17 protein-coding genes are annotated in these 17,725 nt (G+C 48.5%); 7 read left to right on the top strand and 10 right to left on the bottom strand.

The window, feature by feature from the left end:
* The first annotated feature begins 66 nt into the window (after positions 1 to 66).
* From nfuA to ACJJIV_RS01990, 6 genes are all read left to right on the top strand, one after another.
* The gene (gene nfuA / locus ACJJIV_RS02015) at positions 67 to 657 is read left to right on the top strand and encodes a Fe-S biogenesis protein NfuA (RefSeq protein WP_252085598.1); all 591 of its coding nucleotides are present in this window, start codon (positions 67 to 69) and stop codon (positions 655 to 657) included.
* Positions 658 to 961: 304 nt separating this feature from the next.
* Complete coding sequence (locus ACJJIV_RS02010; protein ID WP_444890567.1) at positions 962 to 1,822, top strand: patatin-like phospholipase family protein; 861 nt, start codon at positions 962 to 964, stop codon at positions 1,820 to 1,822.
* 35 nt (positions 1,823 to 1,857) lie between these two features.
* Entirely contained in the window at positions 1,858 to 2,736 is an 879-nt protein-coding gene (locus tag ACJJIV_RS02005; protein WP_444890566.1) for a patatin-like phospholipase family protein, read from the top strand.
* 127 nt (positions 2,737 to 2,863) lie between these two features.
* Positions 2,864 to 3,742, top strand: coding sequence for a patatin-like phospholipase family protein (locus ACJJIV_RS02000; RefSeq protein ID WP_444890565.1), 879 nt, complete (start codon positions 2,864 to 2,866; stop codon positions 3,740 to 3,742).
* A gap of 234 nt (positions 3,743 to 3,976) precedes the next feature.
* Positions 3,977 to 4,852, top strand: coding sequence for a patatin-like phospholipase family protein (locus tag ACJJIV_RS01995; protein ID WP_444885222.1), 876 nt, complete (start codon positions 3,977 to 3,979; stop codon positions 4,850 to 4,852).
* Entirely contained in the window at positions 4,836 to 5,270 is a 435-nt protein-coding gene (locus ACJJIV_RS01990; RefSeq protein WP_444890564.1) for a nuclear transport factor 2 family protein, read from the top strand. Before ACJJIV_RS01995 ends, ACJJIV_RS01990 begins: the two co-directional genes overlap by 17 nt.
* 68 nt (positions 5,271 to 5,338) lie before the next feature.
* On the opposite strand, the gene ACJJIV_RS01985 is transcribed toward ACJJIV_RS01990, so the two are convergent.
* From ACJJIV_RS01985 to ACJJIV_RS01975, 3 genes are all read right to left on the bottom strand, one after another.
* Positions 5,339 to 6,340: an endo alpha-1,4 polygalactosaminidase gene (locus tag ACJJIV_RS01985; RefSeq protein WP_444890563.1), complete on the bottom strand. Its 1,002-nt coding sequence runs from the start codon at positions 6,338 to 6,340 to the stop codon at positions 5,339 to 5,341.
* A 177-nt stretch (positions 6,341 to 6,517) separates the two neighbouring features.
* Complete coding sequence (gene hrpB, locus ACJJIV_RS01980; protein WP_444890562.1) at positions 6,518 to 9,094, bottom strand: ATP-dependent helicase HrpB; 2,577 nt, start codon at positions 9,092 to 9,094, stop codon at positions 6,518 to 6,520.
* A 105-nt stretch (positions 9,095 to 9,199) separates the two neighbouring features.
* Entirely contained in the window at positions 9,200 to 10,753 is a 1,554-nt protein-coding gene (locus tag ACJJIV_RS01975) for an MFS transporter (protein ID WP_444890561.1), read from the bottom strand.
* Positions 10,754 to 11,072: 319 nt separating this feature from the next.
* Between ACJJIV_RS01975 and ACJJIV_RS01970 the strand changes: the two genes are divergently transcribed.
* Entirely contained in the window at positions 11,073 to 11,534 is a 462-nt protein-coding gene (locus tag ACJJIV_RS01970; RefSeq protein WP_444890560.1) for a cupin domain-containing protein, read from the top strand.
* A 154-nt stretch (positions 11,535 to 11,688) separates the two neighbouring features.
* Here the strand turns inward: ACJJIV_RS01970 and pcp are convergent, their stop codons facing one another.
* From pcp to ACJJIV_RS01935, 7 genes are all read right to left on the bottom strand, one after another.
* On the bottom strand, positions 11,689 to 12,357 hold the full coding sequence (pcp, locus tag ACJJIV_RS01965; RefSeq protein ID WP_444890559.1) for a pyroglutamyl-peptidase I: 669 nt from the start codon (positions 12,355 to 12,357) through the stop codon (positions 11,689 to 11,691).
* Positions 12,358 to 12,451: 94 nt separating this feature from the next.
* Positions 12,452 to 12,871 carry an ester cyclase gene (locus ACJJIV_RS01960; RefSeq protein ID WP_444890558.1) on the bottom strand — a complete coding sequence of 140 codons (420 nt, stop codon included), beginning with the start codon at positions 12,869 to 12,871 and terminating at the stop codon, positions 12,452 to 12,454.
* Between the two features lie 257 nt (positions 12,872 to 13,128).
* Positions 13,129 to 13,590, bottom strand: coding sequence for a hypothetical protein (locus tag ACJJIV_RS01955; RefSeq protein WP_444885215.1), 462 nt, complete (start codon positions 13,588 to 13,590; stop codon positions 13,129 to 13,131).
* 707 nt (positions 13,591 to 14,297) lie between these two features.
* Positions 14,298 to 14,699: a hypothetical protein gene (locus tag ACJJIV_RS01950; protein WP_444890557.1), complete on the bottom strand. Its 402-nt coding sequence runs from the start codon at positions 14,697 to 14,699 to the stop codon at positions 14,298 to 14,300.
* A gap of 260 nt (positions 14,700 to 14,959) precedes the next feature.
* A complete protein-coding gene (locus ACJJIV_RS01945; RefSeq protein WP_444890556.1) occupies positions 14,960 to 15,568 on the bottom strand; it encodes an OsmC-related (seleno)protein in 609 nt (202 codons plus the stop codon).
* A gap of 182 nt (positions 15,569 to 15,750) precedes the next feature.
* On the bottom strand, positions 15,751 to 16,206 hold the full coding sequence (locus ACJJIV_RS01940) for a hypothetical protein (protein WP_444890555.1): 456 nt from the start codon (positions 16,204 to 16,206) through the stop codon (positions 15,751 to 15,753).
* Positions 16,207 to 16,488: 282 nt separating this feature from the next.
* Positions 16,489 to 17,562, bottom strand: a complete 1,074-nt coding sequence (locus tag ACJJIV_RS01935; RefSeq protein ID WP_444890554.1) for a 3-deoxy-7-phosphoheptulonate synthase — start codon at positions 17,560 to 17,562, stop codon at positions 16,489 to 16,491.
* Positions 17,563 to 17,725: the final 163 nt, after the last annotated feature.

The raw sequence follows: 17,725 nt of genomic DNA, 5'->3' as shown, positions 1-17,725 counted from the left end.
GGTTTCACTTGGGCGTTTCTGAGAGTAAAATACCCGACAAAGAAGCTCGGTTATTTGAGAAGGCTTATGTCAGAACTGAATGTCACCATCACTGAATCCGCGCAGGAGTACCTGAAGGAACTGCTGGCCAAGCAGGACTGCGAGGGAATCGCGATTCGTATGTTTGTCTCCAATCCAGGTACTCCCAGTGCCGAAACTTGCATTGCCTACTGTCGCCCCGGCGAGGAGGAGGCAGAAGATGTGGTGATGGAGATGAACGGCCTCAAGGCCTACTTTGAAGGCCGCAGTGTGCCTTACCTGGACGATGCCAGGGTTGACTACTCCTCCGATAAAATGGGTGGCCAGCTCACCATTCGCGCGCCCAACTCGCGAATGCCGAAGATCACCGATGACAGCCCAATAGAAGACCGTATTAACTATGTACTCTTCAATGAGGTAAACCCCGGGCTGGCGGCTCACGGGGGCCAGGTGAGCCTGGTGGAGGTCACAGAGGATAAATTTGCCGTGTTGAAGTTTGGCGGCGGCTGCCAGGGTTGTGGCATGGTGGATATGACCTTGAAAGAAGGTGTTGAGAAAACTCTAAAAGAGAAAATCCCCGAACTGGCCGGTGTTAAAGATATTACCGATCACACTGATAAGTCTCAGGCTTATTACTAATAGTTGGGTCCATATGCTCTTCCCGGAGAGCATTAAAAGGCGAAGTAATACTTCGCCTTTTTTCTTGCTTATCTGAACTGGTTAGTTCCTTTCTTATGATTTTGCCTCCCTTCTTACCTGTCGCTGCACTCCTTATTAACTTCTGAAGGCGCCTGGGCCGCCCCGGACTTTGCCTGCCCCGTATATATTTTAAAGACCTCTTGGATTTGTAGCTGGGGTGGTATCCACGCTCAAAAGGGGTGTATGGCGCCTTGTGGGTGCTCTGACTTCAGTGGCTATAGCGGGCAGGCCGGGATAGAGTTCTATGTTCGATCAGGTGGTATTCGCCGGTGGAGGAGTGCGCTGTACCTGGCAGATTGGGTTTTGGCAGTCTGTTGCAGACAGGATTCAACTTAGACCCAAGGTGGTGAGTGCCGTCTCAGCCGGCGCCCTGGTTTCCAGCCTGATATTGATGGGCAAGTCCTTGGATGCAGTAGAGTATTTTGCCGAGGCCTTCGAGGAAAATCCCAGCAACGTTCACTGGGGCAATCTCTTTCGTAAAGACCCGCTATTTCCCCATCACCACATCTACCGTAATGGCATGAACCGACTGTTTGAGGGCGGTTTTGAACGCCTGCGAGAGGCTGCGGAAATGCGAATAGCAGTTAGCCATTCGCCGGGCTGGTTAAATGGCTCTTTAGCACTAATTATCGGAGTTGGTATTGATTACTCCGATACCTTTCTCACTCGCTCACTGCACCCAAACACCGCCAAGCGCCTTGGTTATCGACAGTCCTTTTACTCGGTAAGAGACTGTAACAATGTGGGAGATCTGCAAAAACTGATCCTCTCTTCCTCTTGCACGCCACCTTTTACGCCCAGACAACAGGACGGGGGTAGAGAGGTTCTGGATGGCGGTATCGTAGATAGCGTGCCGGTAGGTGGGCTCAAGCCGGGGCCAGGCCAGGTACTGATTCTGTTAACCCGCAATTACCCCCAGTACCCAAATCATTTCAGTTGCCAAAAGGGTGAGCAACTCTGGACCTATGTGCAACCGAGCCGGCCCTTGCCGGTGAGCGTTTGGGATTTTTCCAATCCACAGAGTGTGTGGCAGGCCTTTGATGCGGGTTATGCCGATGGAGAGGCATTCCTGGCGGCATACTCTCCAGAGGGGAGCGCCAAGTGAAGAATTGGGTTATTGCTAGGTGGAGCAATTAAAGGGTGTTTGATCAGGTGGTATTTGCCGGTGGGGGTGGCCGCTGCACCTGGCAAATTGGGTTTTGGGAAGTGATTGCCGACCAGATAAAGCTCAAACCGAGAGTGCTCACAGGGGTTTCTGCTGGGGCCATGATTGCAGGTTTGATATTGATTGGTAGAGCAACTGCTTCGGTGGATTATTTCTCATCGGTATTCAATGAGAATCCTCGCAATGTGTATTGGAGAAACCTTTTGGGCAAGGCGCCAGTGTTTCCCCATTATGAAATCTATAGGGAAGGTATCCAAGAGCTATTTAGCGACCGTTTTAAAGACTTGAAATCCGCCGCGGAACTCAGGGTTGCTGTTTCCCGGCCACCCAATTGGCTGCCAGCATCAGTAGCATTGGCTGTTGGAGGGGCAATTTATTATTCCAACAAATATTTGCACCGCAAAATGCATCCAAAAGCGGCACGGCGGTTGGGTTACAAACAGGATTTTTTCTGCGCTCAGAAATGTACTGATATCGGAGAATTTACGCAGCTGATCCTGAGTTCATCGTGCACACCACCATTTACGCCAAGGCTGAGCTTGGCGGGGAAAAAAGTTTTGGATGGCGGGGTAGTGGACAATGTACCGGTTGAGGGCATTGACCCTGGTGAAGGGCGAGTGCTTATTTTACTGACCCGTCGCTATCGGGGCTTTCCCGATTGGTTTACCCAGTCTCAAGGCAGGCAATTGTGGACTTATGTGCAGCCATCACAGTCGCCCCCCATTAGTGTTTGGGATTTCACCAATCCTGAAGGCTTGATCAATGCTTATGAAATAGGGCGCCGCGATGGACGTATATTTATGCAGAACATGTTGGCTGAGCGGGGTTTTTATACGGGCTCGCAGAAAAAGTAACTCGGTATTTTAACCGGCATAAACAGTTGCTAAGAGATGATTGCTACAGATTAGATTTATTCAGCGGGGGAAGTTCGGTAAGTGCCGGCTCAGGAAGAGCTGTGCAGTGGTAATAGGGAGCTTTTCAATGTTTGATCAGGTAGTTTTTGCTGGCGGTGGCGGCCGTTGTATCTGGCAGATTGGTTTTTGGGAATCTGTATCTGGTGAAATCAATCTATCTCCCAGAGTGGTGAGTGCTGTGTCGGCGGGTGGTCTTGTGGCGGGCTTACTGCTGATCGACAGGGGCCCGGAGGCGGTGGACTATGTTCGCTCAGTTTTTAGTACCAATCGCAAAAATATCTATTGGGGTAATTTATTTAGGCAGGAGGCGGTTTTTCCCCAATACGCTATCTGCCGCGATGGGATTCGACAGCTGTTCGAAAACGGACCTCAGGCCCTGCAGAGTGTGGCTGAGCTGCGTCTGGCGGTTAGCCGCCCGCCCGCCTGGATGTACGGCCCTTTGGCGCTAACTTTTGGTGCGGTTATTTATTATGCCGACAAGGGATTTACCCGCAATCTGCACTCCACGGCAGCCACTAAACTTGGCTTCCGCCAGAATTTTTACCGCGCTCAAGATTGTAAGAATATGGATGAACTGGAACATCTAATTCTGAGTTCCTCTTGCACCCCCCCATTTACTCCAAGGCTCCATCTGAATGGCAGGGAAATTCTGGATGGCGGAATCGTGGACAATGTGCCGGTTGGCGGATTGGATAGCAAAGAAGGCAGGGTGTTAATTCTGCTAACCAGTCGCTTCCGTGATTTCCCTGACTGTTTCACCCAGCGTCAAGGTGAACAGCTATGGACCTATGTGCAGCCCTCCAAAACGTTGCCGATTAAAGTGTGGGATTTCACTAACCCGGAAGCGGTTAACAAGACTTTGGAGATAGGTCGAGCTGATGGTAAGGCCGTATTGAGAAGGCTTAGAGAGGGCTCACCCCTTAGTGATGACCTAATCGCGCTTTAAGTTAATTTTGCTGATTAATTTTAAAAGTTGGGTGGCTCCGCGTGGGAGTAAAGGGGGCTGCTTTCTTAGTGGAAATGCCTGGGATGGCAGTGCTGAGGCCTCTGGTTGCACTAGCCTGCTGAATCCATTAGCTTATGCAATTAGTTGCATATAAGCTTTGTGCGGCGGTGCCCTAAGTGGAGAGCGGCTTTAGGCTTTACAAGGGCAGTTTGCCCATTGAACAGGAAAGGATGCATGTTTGATCAGGTTGTATTTGCAGGTGGCGGCGGTCGCTGTACCTGGCAGATTGGCTTTTGGGAGTCTGTTGCCGCAGAAATCGGGCTTTCTCCAAGGCGGGTAACCGCAGTTTCTGCTGGGGGGCTAATGGCAAGCCTGATCCTGATGGGGCGTATTGAGGCGGGTAGGGAGCACTTCTGGTCGGCTTTTGCCGCCAACCGCAAGAACGCTTATTGGGGCAACGTGCTAAAGAAAGAGCGGGTGTTTCCCCAGTACGGAATTTACCGCAATGCCATGCTGGAGTTATTTCGCGATGGCCTTGCGCCCCTGAGTGCGGCCGCAGATTTGCAGATTGGTGTTGTACACCCGCCGCGCCTTTTGCCTGCTGGGTTGGCGTTTGGGGTGGGGGCTTTGGCCTATTACACCGATAAGCACTTATTGCGCAGTCTTCATCCAAAAATAGCTCTGGGCCTGGGTTTTAAGCAGAACTTTTACCGCGCACAGGATTGCCAGAGCGTGGAAGAGTTGGTGGAGCTCATTCTTTGCTCATCCTGTACGCCGCCTTTTACACCGCGTTTGCGTCGTGCAGGAGATCCCGTGCTCGATGGTGGAGTCGTGGACAATATCCCCGTGGCTGGGCTGGATAGTGAGGCGGGACGGGTGTTGATTCTGCTCAGCCGCTGCTACCCCCGTTACCCAAACCGCTTTACCAGGCGCCGCGGAGAGCAGCTTTGGACCTATGTGCAGCCCTCGCGGCCGCCTTATCTCAGCGTTTGGGACTACACCAACCCTGAGTTGGCACAAAAGACTTACGAGCTCGGCCGTACCGATGGTCGGGAGTTTTTACAAAAACATATGCTTGAACAGGAGATGCTCGATGAGCAATACCAATAACCCAATAGCGGAGTCAATCGCCCTGTGGCACGAGATGGTTGCGGAGCGGGACCTCAGTCGCCTGCCCACTATCGTTGCGGAGGATGCGGTATTCCGCTCACCGGCGTTCTTTAAGCCTTACCACAGCTCTGCGGCGGTCTGCCTGATCCTCAATACCGTAATGCAGGTATTTGAAAGCTTTGAATACGATCGCAGCTTCACCACCGAGTCAGGTCGCGATTTGGCTTTGGAGTTTAAGGCCAGCATCGGTGACAAGAGCCTTAAAGGGCTGGATATCATTCGCTTTGATGAGAATGGCAAGATTGTAGAGTTTGAGGTGATGATACGTCCCCTCAACGCCCTGCAGAAACTGGCGGAAGAGATGTCCGGCCGACTGTCCCAGTATGTGACTCAGTACAAGGACTCCCTGCCGGCCTGATTCCCAATTTCCACCCATCCAGTTGGTGATGGGTGGAGTTTTAGGCTCCATGAAAGTGAGGTTTACGCTTATTCCTCGGTTTCGAGGGAATCGAAATACTCAAAAACGTCGATGCCATCCATATAAGCACCATCGAAGCCCGCATCTACGATCCTGAAGATATAGGAGCTGTTGTTGCCATAGATAATGTCCTGCCAGCCGGCTTTCCAGTACTCCACGTAATAGTTGCCCGATTCATTGGGGACTTCGTCCAGTAGCCAGGCCGGCGGATTGGTGGACCAAGAGTTTTGCCAGTAGTAGCGGTTACTCTGGGCCATGCCAATATTGACATAGGCCATTAGCAGGCGATCTCCGCCATTGTTCTTCTTTTTTAATTCCTTGATCTGCTCTTCGGTATAGGGCTGGTTATCCTTAAAGAATAAGTCGATGATCAGCAGGTCGTAGTCGGTTTCGGATAACTTGTCCACGAATTCCTGGGGTGTGGAGAAGCCTGTAGTATTGGTGATATTAAGGAAATTTTTGACATCTTCCAGCTTATCAATGTCGTCGTTGTTCACATTGAAAGGTTTTTCCGGGTAGGAAGGAATATTGTTCAGAAGCGTATTGTCGGCGGCGAAGGAGACGTAGCCGGCGTTTTCGTTCTCCTCGTAAGACTCTTTAACCTTGTCTTCGCTATAGGCGTAATCGGTCACCAGGATTTCACGGCCTTTCTCCTTGGCCAGGTTGAGATAGTCCTGCAGGCGCTTGCTTTCAGTTTCGCTGGTGGGTTGGTCTACATTACCGTTCTGCCCAAAGAAGACCGCCTCCTGGGCGATACCATCGGTAGAGTTCACATAGGCGTCATCTACCGGGCCATTGGTTCTGGTATTGGTGGTGATCAGCTCAATACCGTTTTGCGGAACGATAATAAAGTCTCGCTCAAGGCCCTTTGCATACTTGCTGATATCCTCCACAAACAGGCGCATTTCTTCATCGTAATCGATATTTACGGGAATAATGATGTCGGGTAAATCATCACTACAGCCAAGAAAGAGTAGTGGGCTGAAAAATAGCGCTAGCTTCCTATGCAAGGTCGTTCTCCAACTAGATGTAATAGTTAAGCTTAGATGTTTTGTCTGTTAGTAATCTATTGGCAGAAAAGTACAGATATTGTTCCCCATTGGCAAACGCCAACTTAAATTGCTGCAATCTAGTGGGGGATTGCTGAATGCGAACTTAACAGGGCTGAAAAACTTGATTTGGGGCTCTTAGGAGCCCCTGGGGTTATCCATTCTCTTTTTAGTCTTGTTGGTGGCGACCGCTGTACGGGGGTCATCTGGCCAGTAGTGCTTCTGATATTTGATACGCAACTCCTTTTTGACCTCTTCGTAGGTGTTTGCCCAAAAATTAGCCAGATCGCGAGTGATCTGTACCGGGCGACGAGCAGGGGAGAGCAGGTGAATCATTAGCGGGTATCCCCCACGCAAAACTGCGGGGGTTTGTGCCAGGCCGAAGAGTTCCTGTAAGCGCACAGCTAGGATTGGTGGGGATGCTTCGTAATCGATAGCAATGCGTGAGCCGCTGGGTACGGTGTAGTGGCTGGGAGCCAGCTCATCAACTTGCTGAATATGGGCCCAGTCGAGTTGTGCGCGCAGAATATTGAGCAGGTCCAGCTGCTTGAGCTGCTCAAATTTATGGAAGCCATGTAGATGCGGTAATAGCCAGCGCTCAAGGTCCTGCAACAGCGTATCATCACTCCAGTCGGGCAGCGGAGTGCTTTCCAGTGGTGACTTGCCACTTTCCTCCTTTCGCAAAAACGCCACCCGCGCGCGAAATTGTAGGGCTTCTTTACTCCAAGGCAGTAGAGAAAGCCCTTTTTGGCGAATGGCATCGAGTAGTGCCCGGCTCAATAACTCTGATGGAACATCTTTGGCGACTTGCTGCTGCAGCACCAGTTTGCCCAGTGTGACCTGCTCCAGGACTTCGGCACGCCCGGCCGTATCATCCCAGCGAATAGTGGTATTTTGCTCGATTTGGTCGGCAAAACAGCGCTGTAAGGCGTTTTTTGAAATTGGAGCGGCCAGCTGTATTCTCGCATCTCGCCCCAGTCCATCCAATTCGGCAATCACAAGGAAGTCGCTGAGAGCCAGGGCGTCTTCGTGCGAGAAATGTGCGCCTCGGCCGCTGCAAAGCAGGTAGCGGCGTGCACTATCTTGGCGGCTTTTGGCAATTCTATCCGGATAGGCGAGCCCCAATAGCACCCCGACTCTATCGGCCTGGTCAATGCTATCGCTGTTACGAAGTTCTTGCGGCTTGAAATCCTTTAATTGCCCCTGCCAAGTGTTGGCCTGCTGGCGAATACGTTGCACCGCACCGCGGTCGATATTTTGCCCCTTAGAATGGGCCTGTAGTGCTTCGATACGCTTGCTGATGTCTCTATCCCAGCGTGCTTCTCCCCGGAAGATATCCCTCTCTGACAGTAGCGCCGCGAGTAGGCAGGCCTGTTGTGATAGATGCCAGTCGAGGCTGCGAAGCATCATATGGGCGAGGCGTGGATGGCAACCCAGGGTAAGCATGGCGCTGCCATGTGGAGTAATACGCGAGTCTTGGTCTAGTGCGCCCAGTTGTTTTAAAAGTGCCTGGGCTTGGGCTAGAGGACCTGTGGGGGGTAGGTCCAGCCAGCTCAGGTCGGTGGGATCACTGACACCCCACTGGGCTAATTCCAGCGCCAGGGGGGCCAAATCGCTGCGTATTATTTCGGGGGTGTTTTTACTGCTGAGGCTGCGTTGGCGGCCCTCGCTCCACAGTCGCAGGCAAAATCCTGCGCTGAGGCGCCCAGCGCGGCCGCTGCGCTGGGTGGCAGAGGCTTGTGAGATTCGGCAGGTCTCCAGCCGATTCATACCGCTGTTAGGATCGAAGCGAGACTCTCGCATTAAGCCGGAATCCACAACTATGCGGATTCCCTCAATCGTCAGGCTGGTTTCTGCCACATTGGTTGCTAGTACCACTTTGCGTTGATCGGGAGCGGCCGGGGCGATGGCCTGATCCTGCTGTTCGCGGGTCAAGTCTCCATAAAGTGGGGTGAGAATAATGCTATCTGATTTGAGATCAGCCGCAGAGGCGAGTTGTTCGCGCAGTAACTCCTCTACCTTGCGAATCTCGGAAATTCCCGGAAGAAATGCGAGCACACTGCCTGACTCTTTGTGAAGTGCTTCGAGAATCTTGCGACTCATGAGCGCTGGCATAGAGCGGTGATCTTCGGGCTCCTCCCGCTGGCCAAGGTAATCGATATGTACGGGGAAGCTGCGCCCCTCACTCCTGACCACTGGCGCACCGCCGAGCACCCTGGCTACCGCCTCGGTTTCCAGGGTTGCAGACATTACCAATAGTTTCAGGTCTTCGCGCAGATATTCCTGGGATTGCAGGCACAGTGCCAGGGATAGGTCGGCTTGCAGACTACGTTCGTGAAACTCATCAAAAATAACCAGCGAGGTTTCTGACAGTTCCGGATCAGACTGTAGCAGCCGGGTAAGAATACCTTCAGTAACAACCAGGATACGGGTTTTCGCACTTCGCCGCCGTTCCCCGCGGACCTGGTAACCCACAGTCTCGCCTAGCTTCTCTCCGAGCTGAGCAGCCATACGTGTCGCAGCTGTGCGCGCAGCCAGGCGACGGGGCTCCAACATAATGATATTGCGTTGGCCCAACCAATCGGTTTCGAGCAGGGCCAAGGGAACAACGGTAGTCTTGCCTGCGCCTGGAGGAGCTTGCAGTACCACATTGTTGTGTATTTCCAGTGCTTTGCATAACTCTGGTAGGGCGGAATAAATTGGTAACTCTGGCATAGCAGAGAATTATAGAGGATTAAGGGATGTGAGTGTATGGGGCTATTGTACTTGTACAAAGTAGTAACTATTCGGCACTGAGTACTATTTGTACCTGATAACTACTTAATAGTCCCCATCTTTGCTAAGAAACTGAGTGGTATTTCTGAAAAGTAAACTAGCTAGTAACCCAGTGAGAGATAAGCAAAGAAAAGCAATCATTAACGCATGAAATCCAGAGTGAAATGATGCTTGCCCCCACTCCAAAACCTGAGAATGTACCGAAGAATCTGGGAAAATTCTTGTTATTTTTTTAAGAGGTTGAGCTCCAGTTATAAAGGGGAGAACATCCAGCATACTAACTTGGTGCTCATTGGAGAGAGTTTCTTTTGAGAGCATTGTGAAAGTTCGGACACTGACAGTGCTTACTATTATTCCTGTGAATGATATTCCTGCAGCATACCAGAGGTAGGTGTTAGAGATGAACAGCCCATAAGCTGCTCCCTTTTCATTTTTTGGGGCACTTTGAACTGCTGCAAGATTGGTTGAGGAGTACATTATTCCGGCAGTAATACCCATAAAAACCATGCCGAATATGAGGTAATGCCAGGACAGTTTATCTGGCATCAATATTAGTGATAGAGCAGCTGTTAGACAGGTAAATTGGGCAAAGACGATGGAGGGGATGGGGTTGAATTTATTATTGAATATTCCAGTTGCAATTGAGGAAAAGCATAAGAATATTGTCATTGTGAGAATGATGAGGCCGACCTTGGCAGCTTCATAGCCAAGTATATTCTCTAGGTATAAAGGTAAAATAAATAGGAAAGAGCCAAATATCATTTGAAAGCATGCGCGAGTTATAAGTAATCCTTGGAAAAGTTTGCTTTGGAGTAGGTTCAGGTTTATCAATGGTTGGGGTAGGGTTCTCTGCCAAAGGAAAACAAAAATTAAGATTACTAAAGAGGATACAAGAGGTAGAATAAACTGAAAACTGGCTATTCCTTTGTGAGGTTCAAGGTTAAGTGAAAGTAATATTAGGAGGTAGGCGGCTAGAATAAGAAATCCTGATTTGTAATGAATATAAATTTTTTTGTTTTGAACGTCTCTTTTTGCGAAAATTTGCAAGATGATGAGACATAGCAAACATACAGGAATGTTGATTAAAAAGGCCCATCTCCAACCCAGATGGGTGACAATAAAGCCGCCTAGAATCGGGCCTATAGACTGAGCTGCAGCAGTAAAGATTACCAGTAGGCCAACGGCTAGGCCTCGTTCAGACTTTTGAAAATGACTTTCCGCTAGAACAAAAATCATGCCGAAAGAGGCTGCCATGCCTGACCCTTGTATAAACCTGCCGGCGATTATGGTCTCAAGGTTGGGGGCTGCACTGGCAATTACTGATCCTAGAAGAAAAATGGTTATGCCCAGCATGAGGGTGTTTTTATGACCAAATCGATCTCCAAACTTACCCGTAGTAATGATTAGCCCGCCCATGGCAATAAGATAAATATTGTTAACCCACTGCAGCTGATAGATTTTTGCGGAAAAATTTTCTCCTATAGTAGGGATCGCAAGGTTGATCACGGTGACATCAATATTGATGATCATTAGGCCAAGTCCAAGGCCGCTTAGTACCCACCATCGATGTTGATAAGGAAGTTCCGTTTGCTTACTCATGCCGTCCAATTAGTCATGATTTTAGGGAAAGTGAGGGGATCTTTTTAGCTTGTAAGTAAAATATCTCAATAAATGAAGATGTATCTGCTATCAGAGTTTTGGAGTATCTTTAGTTTCTCTAGAAACTCATTATGTATGGTAATTTAATACTTGATATTAAAAGTTATAGCTTTGTTATAGGGGAGCTATTACTTATTGGGTTGGACTGTAACAATATATGACAGTGATGTTCATTATTTGCTTGTCTATTTAAACCTATCAAATTTTAGGGGGCATCTAGTGTTGATTATGTTGATCTGAAATCTGAGTGGAGAAAGGTATGGGGCTAAATTTAAGGCGTGTAGTAACAGGGCATGATAATTCTGGTAGACCTATTGTGGTTCTAGATGACAGCGGTGAACATATATCTAGCTGGCGCTCCAATATGGAACAGCAACAATTCTGGACGACAGTTGAGCTGCCCATAGAGATTGACTCGGAGAATAGTGATAAGGGCGCACGTGAGGTTGGCACCGTGATACCTGGTGGCTCAATCTTCAAGGTGGTGGAGTTTGGTCCTGGGGTAACTCCTCGTATGCACCGTACAGATAGCGTGGATTATGCAATTGTACTCTCCGGAGAGATCGACATGGAGCTGGGGGAGGATACGGTAATCCACTTATCGGAAGGTGATGCTTTAATTCAGCGAGCTACCATTCATAACTGGGTCAACCGGGGAGATAAACCCTGCAGAATTGCGTTCGTATTAATCAGTGCCCAGGGTGATACTGCTATCGGTTAGCGACGGACTATTAAAAGCTAGGGGGAAAGGATATGCCACCCATGAGTCAAATGAAGAATTATTCATTGTGAGCCTATCGGAGCAGGCTTGCTATTCATTAGAAAGACATCTCTCTGGGCATCAGGGGGTGCAAATATTCAACGCTGAAACTGGGCTAAATTTGGGGCTTGGAGAGAATAGGTTCATCAATATCCTCAGTGTGCCCCAGTGCAGCTTCAATTCCGGCATGTACTCCGAGAGCAGCTGTCTCTCTCGACATACTGGGGGTGCCGATGTTTTCTGCCAGCGCGGCTACTTGAGGTAATTGAGGAAGGTGTATCCAGCCTGCGCGAATATCCAGCTGATTGGTAATAATATAGTGAAGTACCCCGTACATCAGGTGGTTACAGCAGAAGGTGGCGGCAGTGTCGGAAATATCTGCGGGAGCGCCGGCATTGCGCATGGCTTTTACCATGGCGCGAAGCGGTAGATTACTGCGATAGGCCACCGGGCCATTGGGTATGGTGGGCTCATCCTGCATCTCCACCCCGCGGTTATCTTTAAGGCGGTAGCGTGTTGAGTCATTATAGTTTTGTGCAATTCTCTCTACAGTGATAACTGCACGGCCGGCATATTCACCGAGCATCATCACTACTTGTGGGCGAAGTTCGTTAATAGCTCTCGTGACGACCTCGATACATTCGAAAAAATTGTTTGGCACAAGTAGGCCACAGACTTCAGCGCTGCCAATACGGGTGCCATCCAGTACACGCATCACGGATTCGGCCGGGTTGATTGGTGTATGGCCAAAGGGTTCAAATCCAGTAACAAGAACTTTTGTCATGGCAGTTTATTGTTGATAGTAATTCGATGAGATCAGTATCTAACTAAATCCCCGAATTCACATTTGCCAGATCCGGGGTTTTAGTTCCTAGGGTTTACTTGATCAGCCCCAGCTCCTCAAGGAAAGAGTATTTATCCCAATCCACCCAGCTTTCTACCATCTTTCCACCTTCGTAGCGATCGGTATGGGTGCCTGTCCAGCTGCTGGTTTTATTGGTGGCCTCATACTGCATGAATTTACCTGTGTGAGTGGCCGTTACGCGCCAACGGGTACATACATAATCACCCTCTGCAACTTGCAGTAAAATCTCCATTTTTACGTCGGAGAAGCTATTGTGAAACTCCTTCACTAAGTCTTGCCACTCTTCCAGTGTTTCTGTTGAGGTACCTCCAGAGGCATCTGGCATTTGGTGATTTTTGTAATTGGCAGATAAATAATCTGAGGCTTCATGTGGGGTATTGTCCCCCCAGAGCTCAAGTAACTTTTTAGAAGTTGCTTTATGGTTGGCGGACATAGTGCTCTCCAAGATTGTGGATGGCGACATTTGTGTTGTTAGGCAGGGCAAGCATAGTGTAGAGAAGGAAAAATGCCCTATTGAGGCTGCTAGAAATTGTCCTTTTACACGGCTATTCGACCAGTCTTCCGATTGTGTATCGTTTTGATATTGTTCGACAAAGGTTTCAGAAAGGTTCAATCAACAAGAAAGGGGCCTTGCGGCCCCTTTAGTTTGCTTCACAAACTCTATTGATAGGTCATCAGTTACTCATACTGTTAGCGGTAGTTACTGATGCACTGATTGTATTCGCGGATGTAGATCTTACCACCATTCGCATGGTTACGGTTCGCCTTGTCTGCCGCGAAATTCATGCAGCCTCTTACTTGGTCTTGAGTCAGACCGTAGTAGCGAGGCGTAGGCGCACGCCAATAGTAGTTAGGGCGAGAACCGCGCCAGTAATAACGAGGCTGAGAACCGCGCCAGTAGTAACGGGGCTGAGAGCCGCGCCAATACATATTTCTGGGCTGCTCATATTGACGGATAGCAGTGGGCGGATTTACTGGGTAAAAATAACGGCCTTGTTCATTAAAGGCATAAAAGGTATTTCCGCTTTGATAGTAAGTCTTGCCGAGTATTTGTACTGGTGAAGAGCCGGCAGGTAGCTGAGCGAGACGCTCTTGGGCTACACCGTACCCCGCAAGAGAGAACAGTAAGATCATTGAAAATAAATAGCGCATAACGTTTTCTCCTTCTCCCAACTTGGCAACAAGTCTACTCAAATGTGTGTTGTGTCCCAATGCGCTCTATTGGAAGTTTCGGTTGCTTCACCACTAGTTTTAAAGACTACAACGAAATAAAGGAAAATAAACCAATAGTAAAGTTTTCTGATATATTCTTGGGGTGCAAAAATTGCTCTAATTGATGATGTTTTTAGGGAATTTAAATTCTACTCCATGGCAAAGGTAACAACAGAGCAGGTAAAAGTGTTTATCAGTTGGGGGGTATGAAGTTGATTGTCTTTTGGTCGTCTAGCACTGAAAAGGGCTTTGCCATGAGATGAATGTATTTTTTTATTTTCAGTTTCGTGGCTGTGGAGGGGGAATTCTGTGAGTATTAATGATACCTGTTGTGTTTAACCTATATAAGGACACTTGTGGGGCCTACTTTGCTCGAGGTGCGGATGTCTTCCAGGGAGTGATGTTTGCCATGCAGAGCAGGGTTGGCTAGTGGCTGGATAGGGTTTTTACTAGGTTTTATTGCTTCATCGGTTGACTTGGTGGGATTGTTGCTTTGTATTAGGCTGGTTTTGATAGTTCTTAATCTTTTATCATAGTGTATCAAAGCGTATTGTTGAGCGCAGATGAAAAGTCACCCAGCCCAGCTATTAGTCGCACGTAAAAGATGGAGGGGTTTAAAAAGTCTTCTGAATTAAGCTCCTCATTTACTACGGGTTTGGTAATAGCCTACGGGTGTTTTCTAAACACATATTGTATTCGCGTATATAGACTTTTCCGCCCTTAGCAGGATTGGCATTAGCCTTGTCTGTTGCCATATTCATACAGCCTGCAATTTGTCCTCGAGTCAGCCGCGGCCCTGGTTCCGGACGAGTAGAACGAAAAGATAGGTTTCTTGGGCGTTCATATTGGCGTATAGCGGTAGGAGGATCTACCGGATAGTAGTGACGTCCTTTTTCACTAAATGCATAGAAGTTACTGCCACTTTGGTAGTCAGTTTTTCTGAGAATTTGTAGTGGCTGGGCGTCAGCTGGAAGTTGTGCGAGTCGCTCTTGAGCAGTGCTGAAATTGGCAATGGAGAATAACAATAGTACCAAAAATAAAAAATGCATTCTGCGACCTCCCTCGCGCAACCTAGCAGAATTTTACTTTAGTCAAATGTAAGCCCCAATGTGCGTTTTAGGGCTCCTATCTGCTGTGAGAAAGATAATTTTAATACGACTTATAAAGACATTTTCACTTTTCTACAAAAGTTTAGCAAATTAATCTATAGGTGGTTGTATAAAGGGGGTAAAGGTCTAAATTCGGAAGCTTTTGGTTTCATAATCTGTCTGTTAGCGCTTCACCCTGAGTATCACCAAGCCAGCTTGGTTTATGTAAAAGGTATAGGTTTGTCGTTGAGATAAAGAGAGGTTGTGACTGGTGTGGCTTTGGCTACCGTTTGTAGCGACATACAGGCTTGCCGGCAGCAGTGGGCAAACTCCACGAGTTTTTCCTCGGTCTCATCACTTTCTATAATCAAGTGAATCTCCACCCGGTCACCCTGACCAAATACCTTTTCGGATTGAATTCCACCAAAGTTAAGAGTGGTTGAAAATTCGGTCTTTTGCTCAAGCCTTACCTGCTTAAGTTGAATATTAGAGAGTTGTGCCAGCATCTCTATATGAGACATCATGCAGAGTGCCAACCCTGCAGAAAAGTACATGATGGGTGATGGAGCGCTACCCCGGCCTCCAACCGCAGTTCCTTCATCACATATCAGCTCCCAAGTTCCTCCATTAGGTACATTCGAGAAAATAGTTGCCTTCTTTAGGTGATGTCCTTGGGGCATTTGTTCCACATTGATATGGGCATGAAATCTTAAAAGCTCCCCCTGTTTCACTTTGTCCAGGTGAGGTGGGGGAAATGTATCTTGCTCAGCGTCATCATTAAGCTTACGAACAATGGTTGTCGAGGACATATCCCATTCTACGGATTCCATAGTGGGTACCTCTTAATGGTTGTGGGTTGGCTTTGAAAGTGCCAGATGCTGAAAAGAGTATATAAATGTCGGTAGTTTAGAGTTTCTGCTGAGAGCTCCCCAATTGCTGGGGGAAAATCAGGCTGTTTAAATGTGAGGTTTTTCGCAGAACCTTTAGGAGTAATGGTATTTGTCTAATGATCTTAGGCAAGCAGTGCTAGGCCTGTCCGTTGCTCTAGCTCATAAGCATAGCGTTGAGCTTCTTTTAATTGCTGGTAGGACCTTGCCGTAATGCCCTCATTAAAAGTCGCGTATTTGAAAATAAGCACTACCTGATAGCTGGTTTGGCCACTTCTGCTCTCTTTAGAGTGGTGATAGTAGGAAACTATTTTAATACCTTTGAAAATCGTGAGGGGCTTTTCTTCTGTCCAGTTGTGCCAGAGAATTCGATTTTGAGACACGTATTGCCTAGTTTCAAAATCAATATAGTGATCTTTCTTGAACGAAAAAGTGATTACGGCGAGAAGGCAAAGTAGGGTGGTGGCAATCCAGGAGAATACAGAGCCAGTATCTAGGGCAAAGCTCAGGCTCACAAAGAGCCATATCAGAACAAAACCACCCAGTATATAGGTAAGTATTTTATTAGACTGCAGTTCCATTTAGCTGCTTCTATTCTAAAAGATTTATTCTTGATCAATATTTATACAGGTTTGGTTCCCTGCCTATCTGGAAAACCGGGGGAAAACAGCTTCCTATGCCCTGTTTACTGTGGGGAGGGTACTCCTACGGCGTCCCATTGTCAGCCTTTCTGAGGCTTTTGGTAGTTAGGAGATATCTAAGCTCGCCATGAGGGCGCTTGGGAGGGGCTGGCAGCCATTATTAGAAATAAATAGCTGCCAGTTAGAGAAAAGGGGGTCGCAGCCCCCTATAAAGTCACATACTTAGCAAGTTCTACTCTTCAGTGGCTCACGCAATTGTTCGGCCATACCCAGTAATAGGGACTCGGTAGTTTCCCAATCGATACACTTGTCGGTAACAGAGACGCCGTATTCCAGGTCATTCAGATTGGCGGGAATCTTCTGATTACCGGCTTTCAGATTACTCTCCACCATAATGCCAATAATTGATTGATTACCATCAAGAATCTGGTGAGTCACGTTATCTACCACCAGGGGCTGTAATTCGTGATTTTTATTGGAGTTGGCGTGGCTGCAGTCGACCATGATATTGGGGGTAATACCGGCGCTACGCAGTTCCTGTTCACACATGGCAACGCTGACCGAATCGTAATTTGGTTTGTCGTTACCGCCGCGAAGCACAACATGGCCATAAGGGTTGCCGGAGGTATGAATAATGGCAACCTGACCGCGCTTGTTGATACCGAGGAATCTGTGGGGATTAGCGACAGATTGCAAGGCATTAATCGCTACTTCTAATCCGCCATCGGTACCATTTTTAAAGCCCACAGCAGAGGAGAGGCCGCTGGCCATTTCCCGATGGGTTTGGGATTCGGTAGTACGTGCGCCAATGGCTGACCAGGAAATCAGATCTTGCAGGTATTGGGGAGAGATTGGATCCAGTGCTTCTGTCGCGGTGGGCAGCCCCAGTTCGGCGACATCTAAAAGTAGCTTGCGGCCGATATGAAGGCCTTCCTCAATCTTGAAGGAATCATTCAAGTGGGGATCGTTGATCAGGCCCTTCCAACCAACTGTGGTGCGGGGCTTTTCGAAATAGACTCGCATTACTATCAGCAGGGTATCGGAAACCTTATCTGCCACTGCTTTCAGGCGCTTGGCATAATCCATTGCAGCGTCCACATCGTGAACGGAGCAAGGTCCGATTACCACCATCAAGCGGTGGTCTTTACGATCGAGGATATCACGCACGGCGCTGCGCCCTTTGGCGACGGTCGCTTCGGCTGCATCGCTAATGGGTAGCTCTGCTTTCAGCATCTCCGGGCTGATCAGGACTTCCTGGGAGACGACATTCAGGTCGTCGAACTGCTGTGTAGTCATAGCGTCTTCTGATTACTCTGTTCCTTAGTGCCGCTCTGCACCTGCAGGCGGATGACTTATCCTACTGTGCCGCAAAGAATAGGGCGAGGGTTTCATTTGCAACCAAATATTTGGCCTGATTTTGGGATGTACATTTGAATTTTTCCTATGACAGTTTGGCACT

The sequence above is a fragment of the Microbulbifer mixtoriginis (SeqCode) genome (assembly GCF_052466765.1).
The sequence above is the reverse complement of the archived record's forward strand: the minus strand, read 5'-3'. Positions and strand labels throughout refer to the sequence as shown.

Bases quoted from the DNA above. Each gene is read 5' to 3' on its own strand.
- nfuA (WP_252085598.1), top strand. From the start codon at position 67: ATGTCAGAACTGAATGTCACCATCACTGAATCCGCGCAGGAGTACCTG.
- ACJJIV_RS02010 (WP_444890567.1), top strand. From the start codon at position 962: ATGTTCGATCAGGTGGTATTCGCCGGTGGAGGAGTGCGCTGTACCTGG.
- ACJJIV_RS02000 (WP_444890565.1), top strand. From the start codon at position 2,864: ATGTTTGATCAGGTAGTTTTTGCTGGCGGTGGCGGCCGTTGTATCTGG.
- ACJJIV_RS01995 (WP_444885222.1), top strand. From the start codon at position 3,977: ATGTTTGATCAGGTTGTATTTGCAGGTGGCGGCGGTCGCTGTACCTGG.
- ACJJIV_RS01990 (WP_444890564.1), top strand. From the start codon at position 4,836: ATGAGCAATACCAATAACCCAATAGCGGAGTCAATCGCCCTGTGGCAC.
- hrpB (WP_444890562.1), bottom strand. From the start codon at position 9,094: ATGCCAGAGTTACCAATTTATTCCGCCCTACCAGAGTTATGCAAAGCA.
- ACJJIV_RS01975 (WP_444890561.1), bottom strand. From the start codon at position 10,753: ATGAGTAAGCAAACGGAACTTCCTTATCAACATCGATGGTGGGTACTA.
- ACJJIV_RS01970 (WP_444890560.1), top strand. From the start codon at position 11,073: ATGGGGCTAAATTTAAGGCGTGTAGTAACAGGGCATGATAATTCTGGT.
- pcp (WP_444890559.1), bottom strand. From the start codon at position 12,357: ATGACAAAAGTTCTTGTTACTGGATTTGAACCCTTTGGCCATACACCA.
- ACJJIV_RS01960 (WP_444890558.1), bottom strand. From the start codon at position 12,871: ATGTCCGCCAACCATAAAGCAACTTCTAAAAAGTTACTTGAGCTCTGG.
- ACJJIV_RS01955 (WP_444885215.1), bottom strand. From the start codon at position 13,590: ATGCGCTATTTATTTTCAATGATCTTACTGTTCTCTCTTGCGGGGTAC.
- ACJJIV_RS01950 (WP_444890557.1), bottom strand. From the start codon at position 14,699: ATGCATTTTTTATTTTTGGTACTATTGTTATTCTCCATTGCCAATTTC.
- ACJJIV_RS01945 (WP_444890556.1), bottom strand. From the start codon at position 15,568: ATGGAATCCGTAGAATGGGATATGTCCTCGACAACCATTGTTCGTAAG.
- ACJJIV_RS01940 (WP_444890555.1), bottom strand. From the start codon at position 16,206: ATGGAACTGCAGTCTAATAAAATACTTACCTATATACTGGGTGGTTTT.
- ACJJIV_RS01935 (WP_444890554.1), bottom strand. From the start codon at position 17,562: ATGACTACACAGCAGTTCGACGACCTGAATGTCGTCTCCCAGGAAGTC.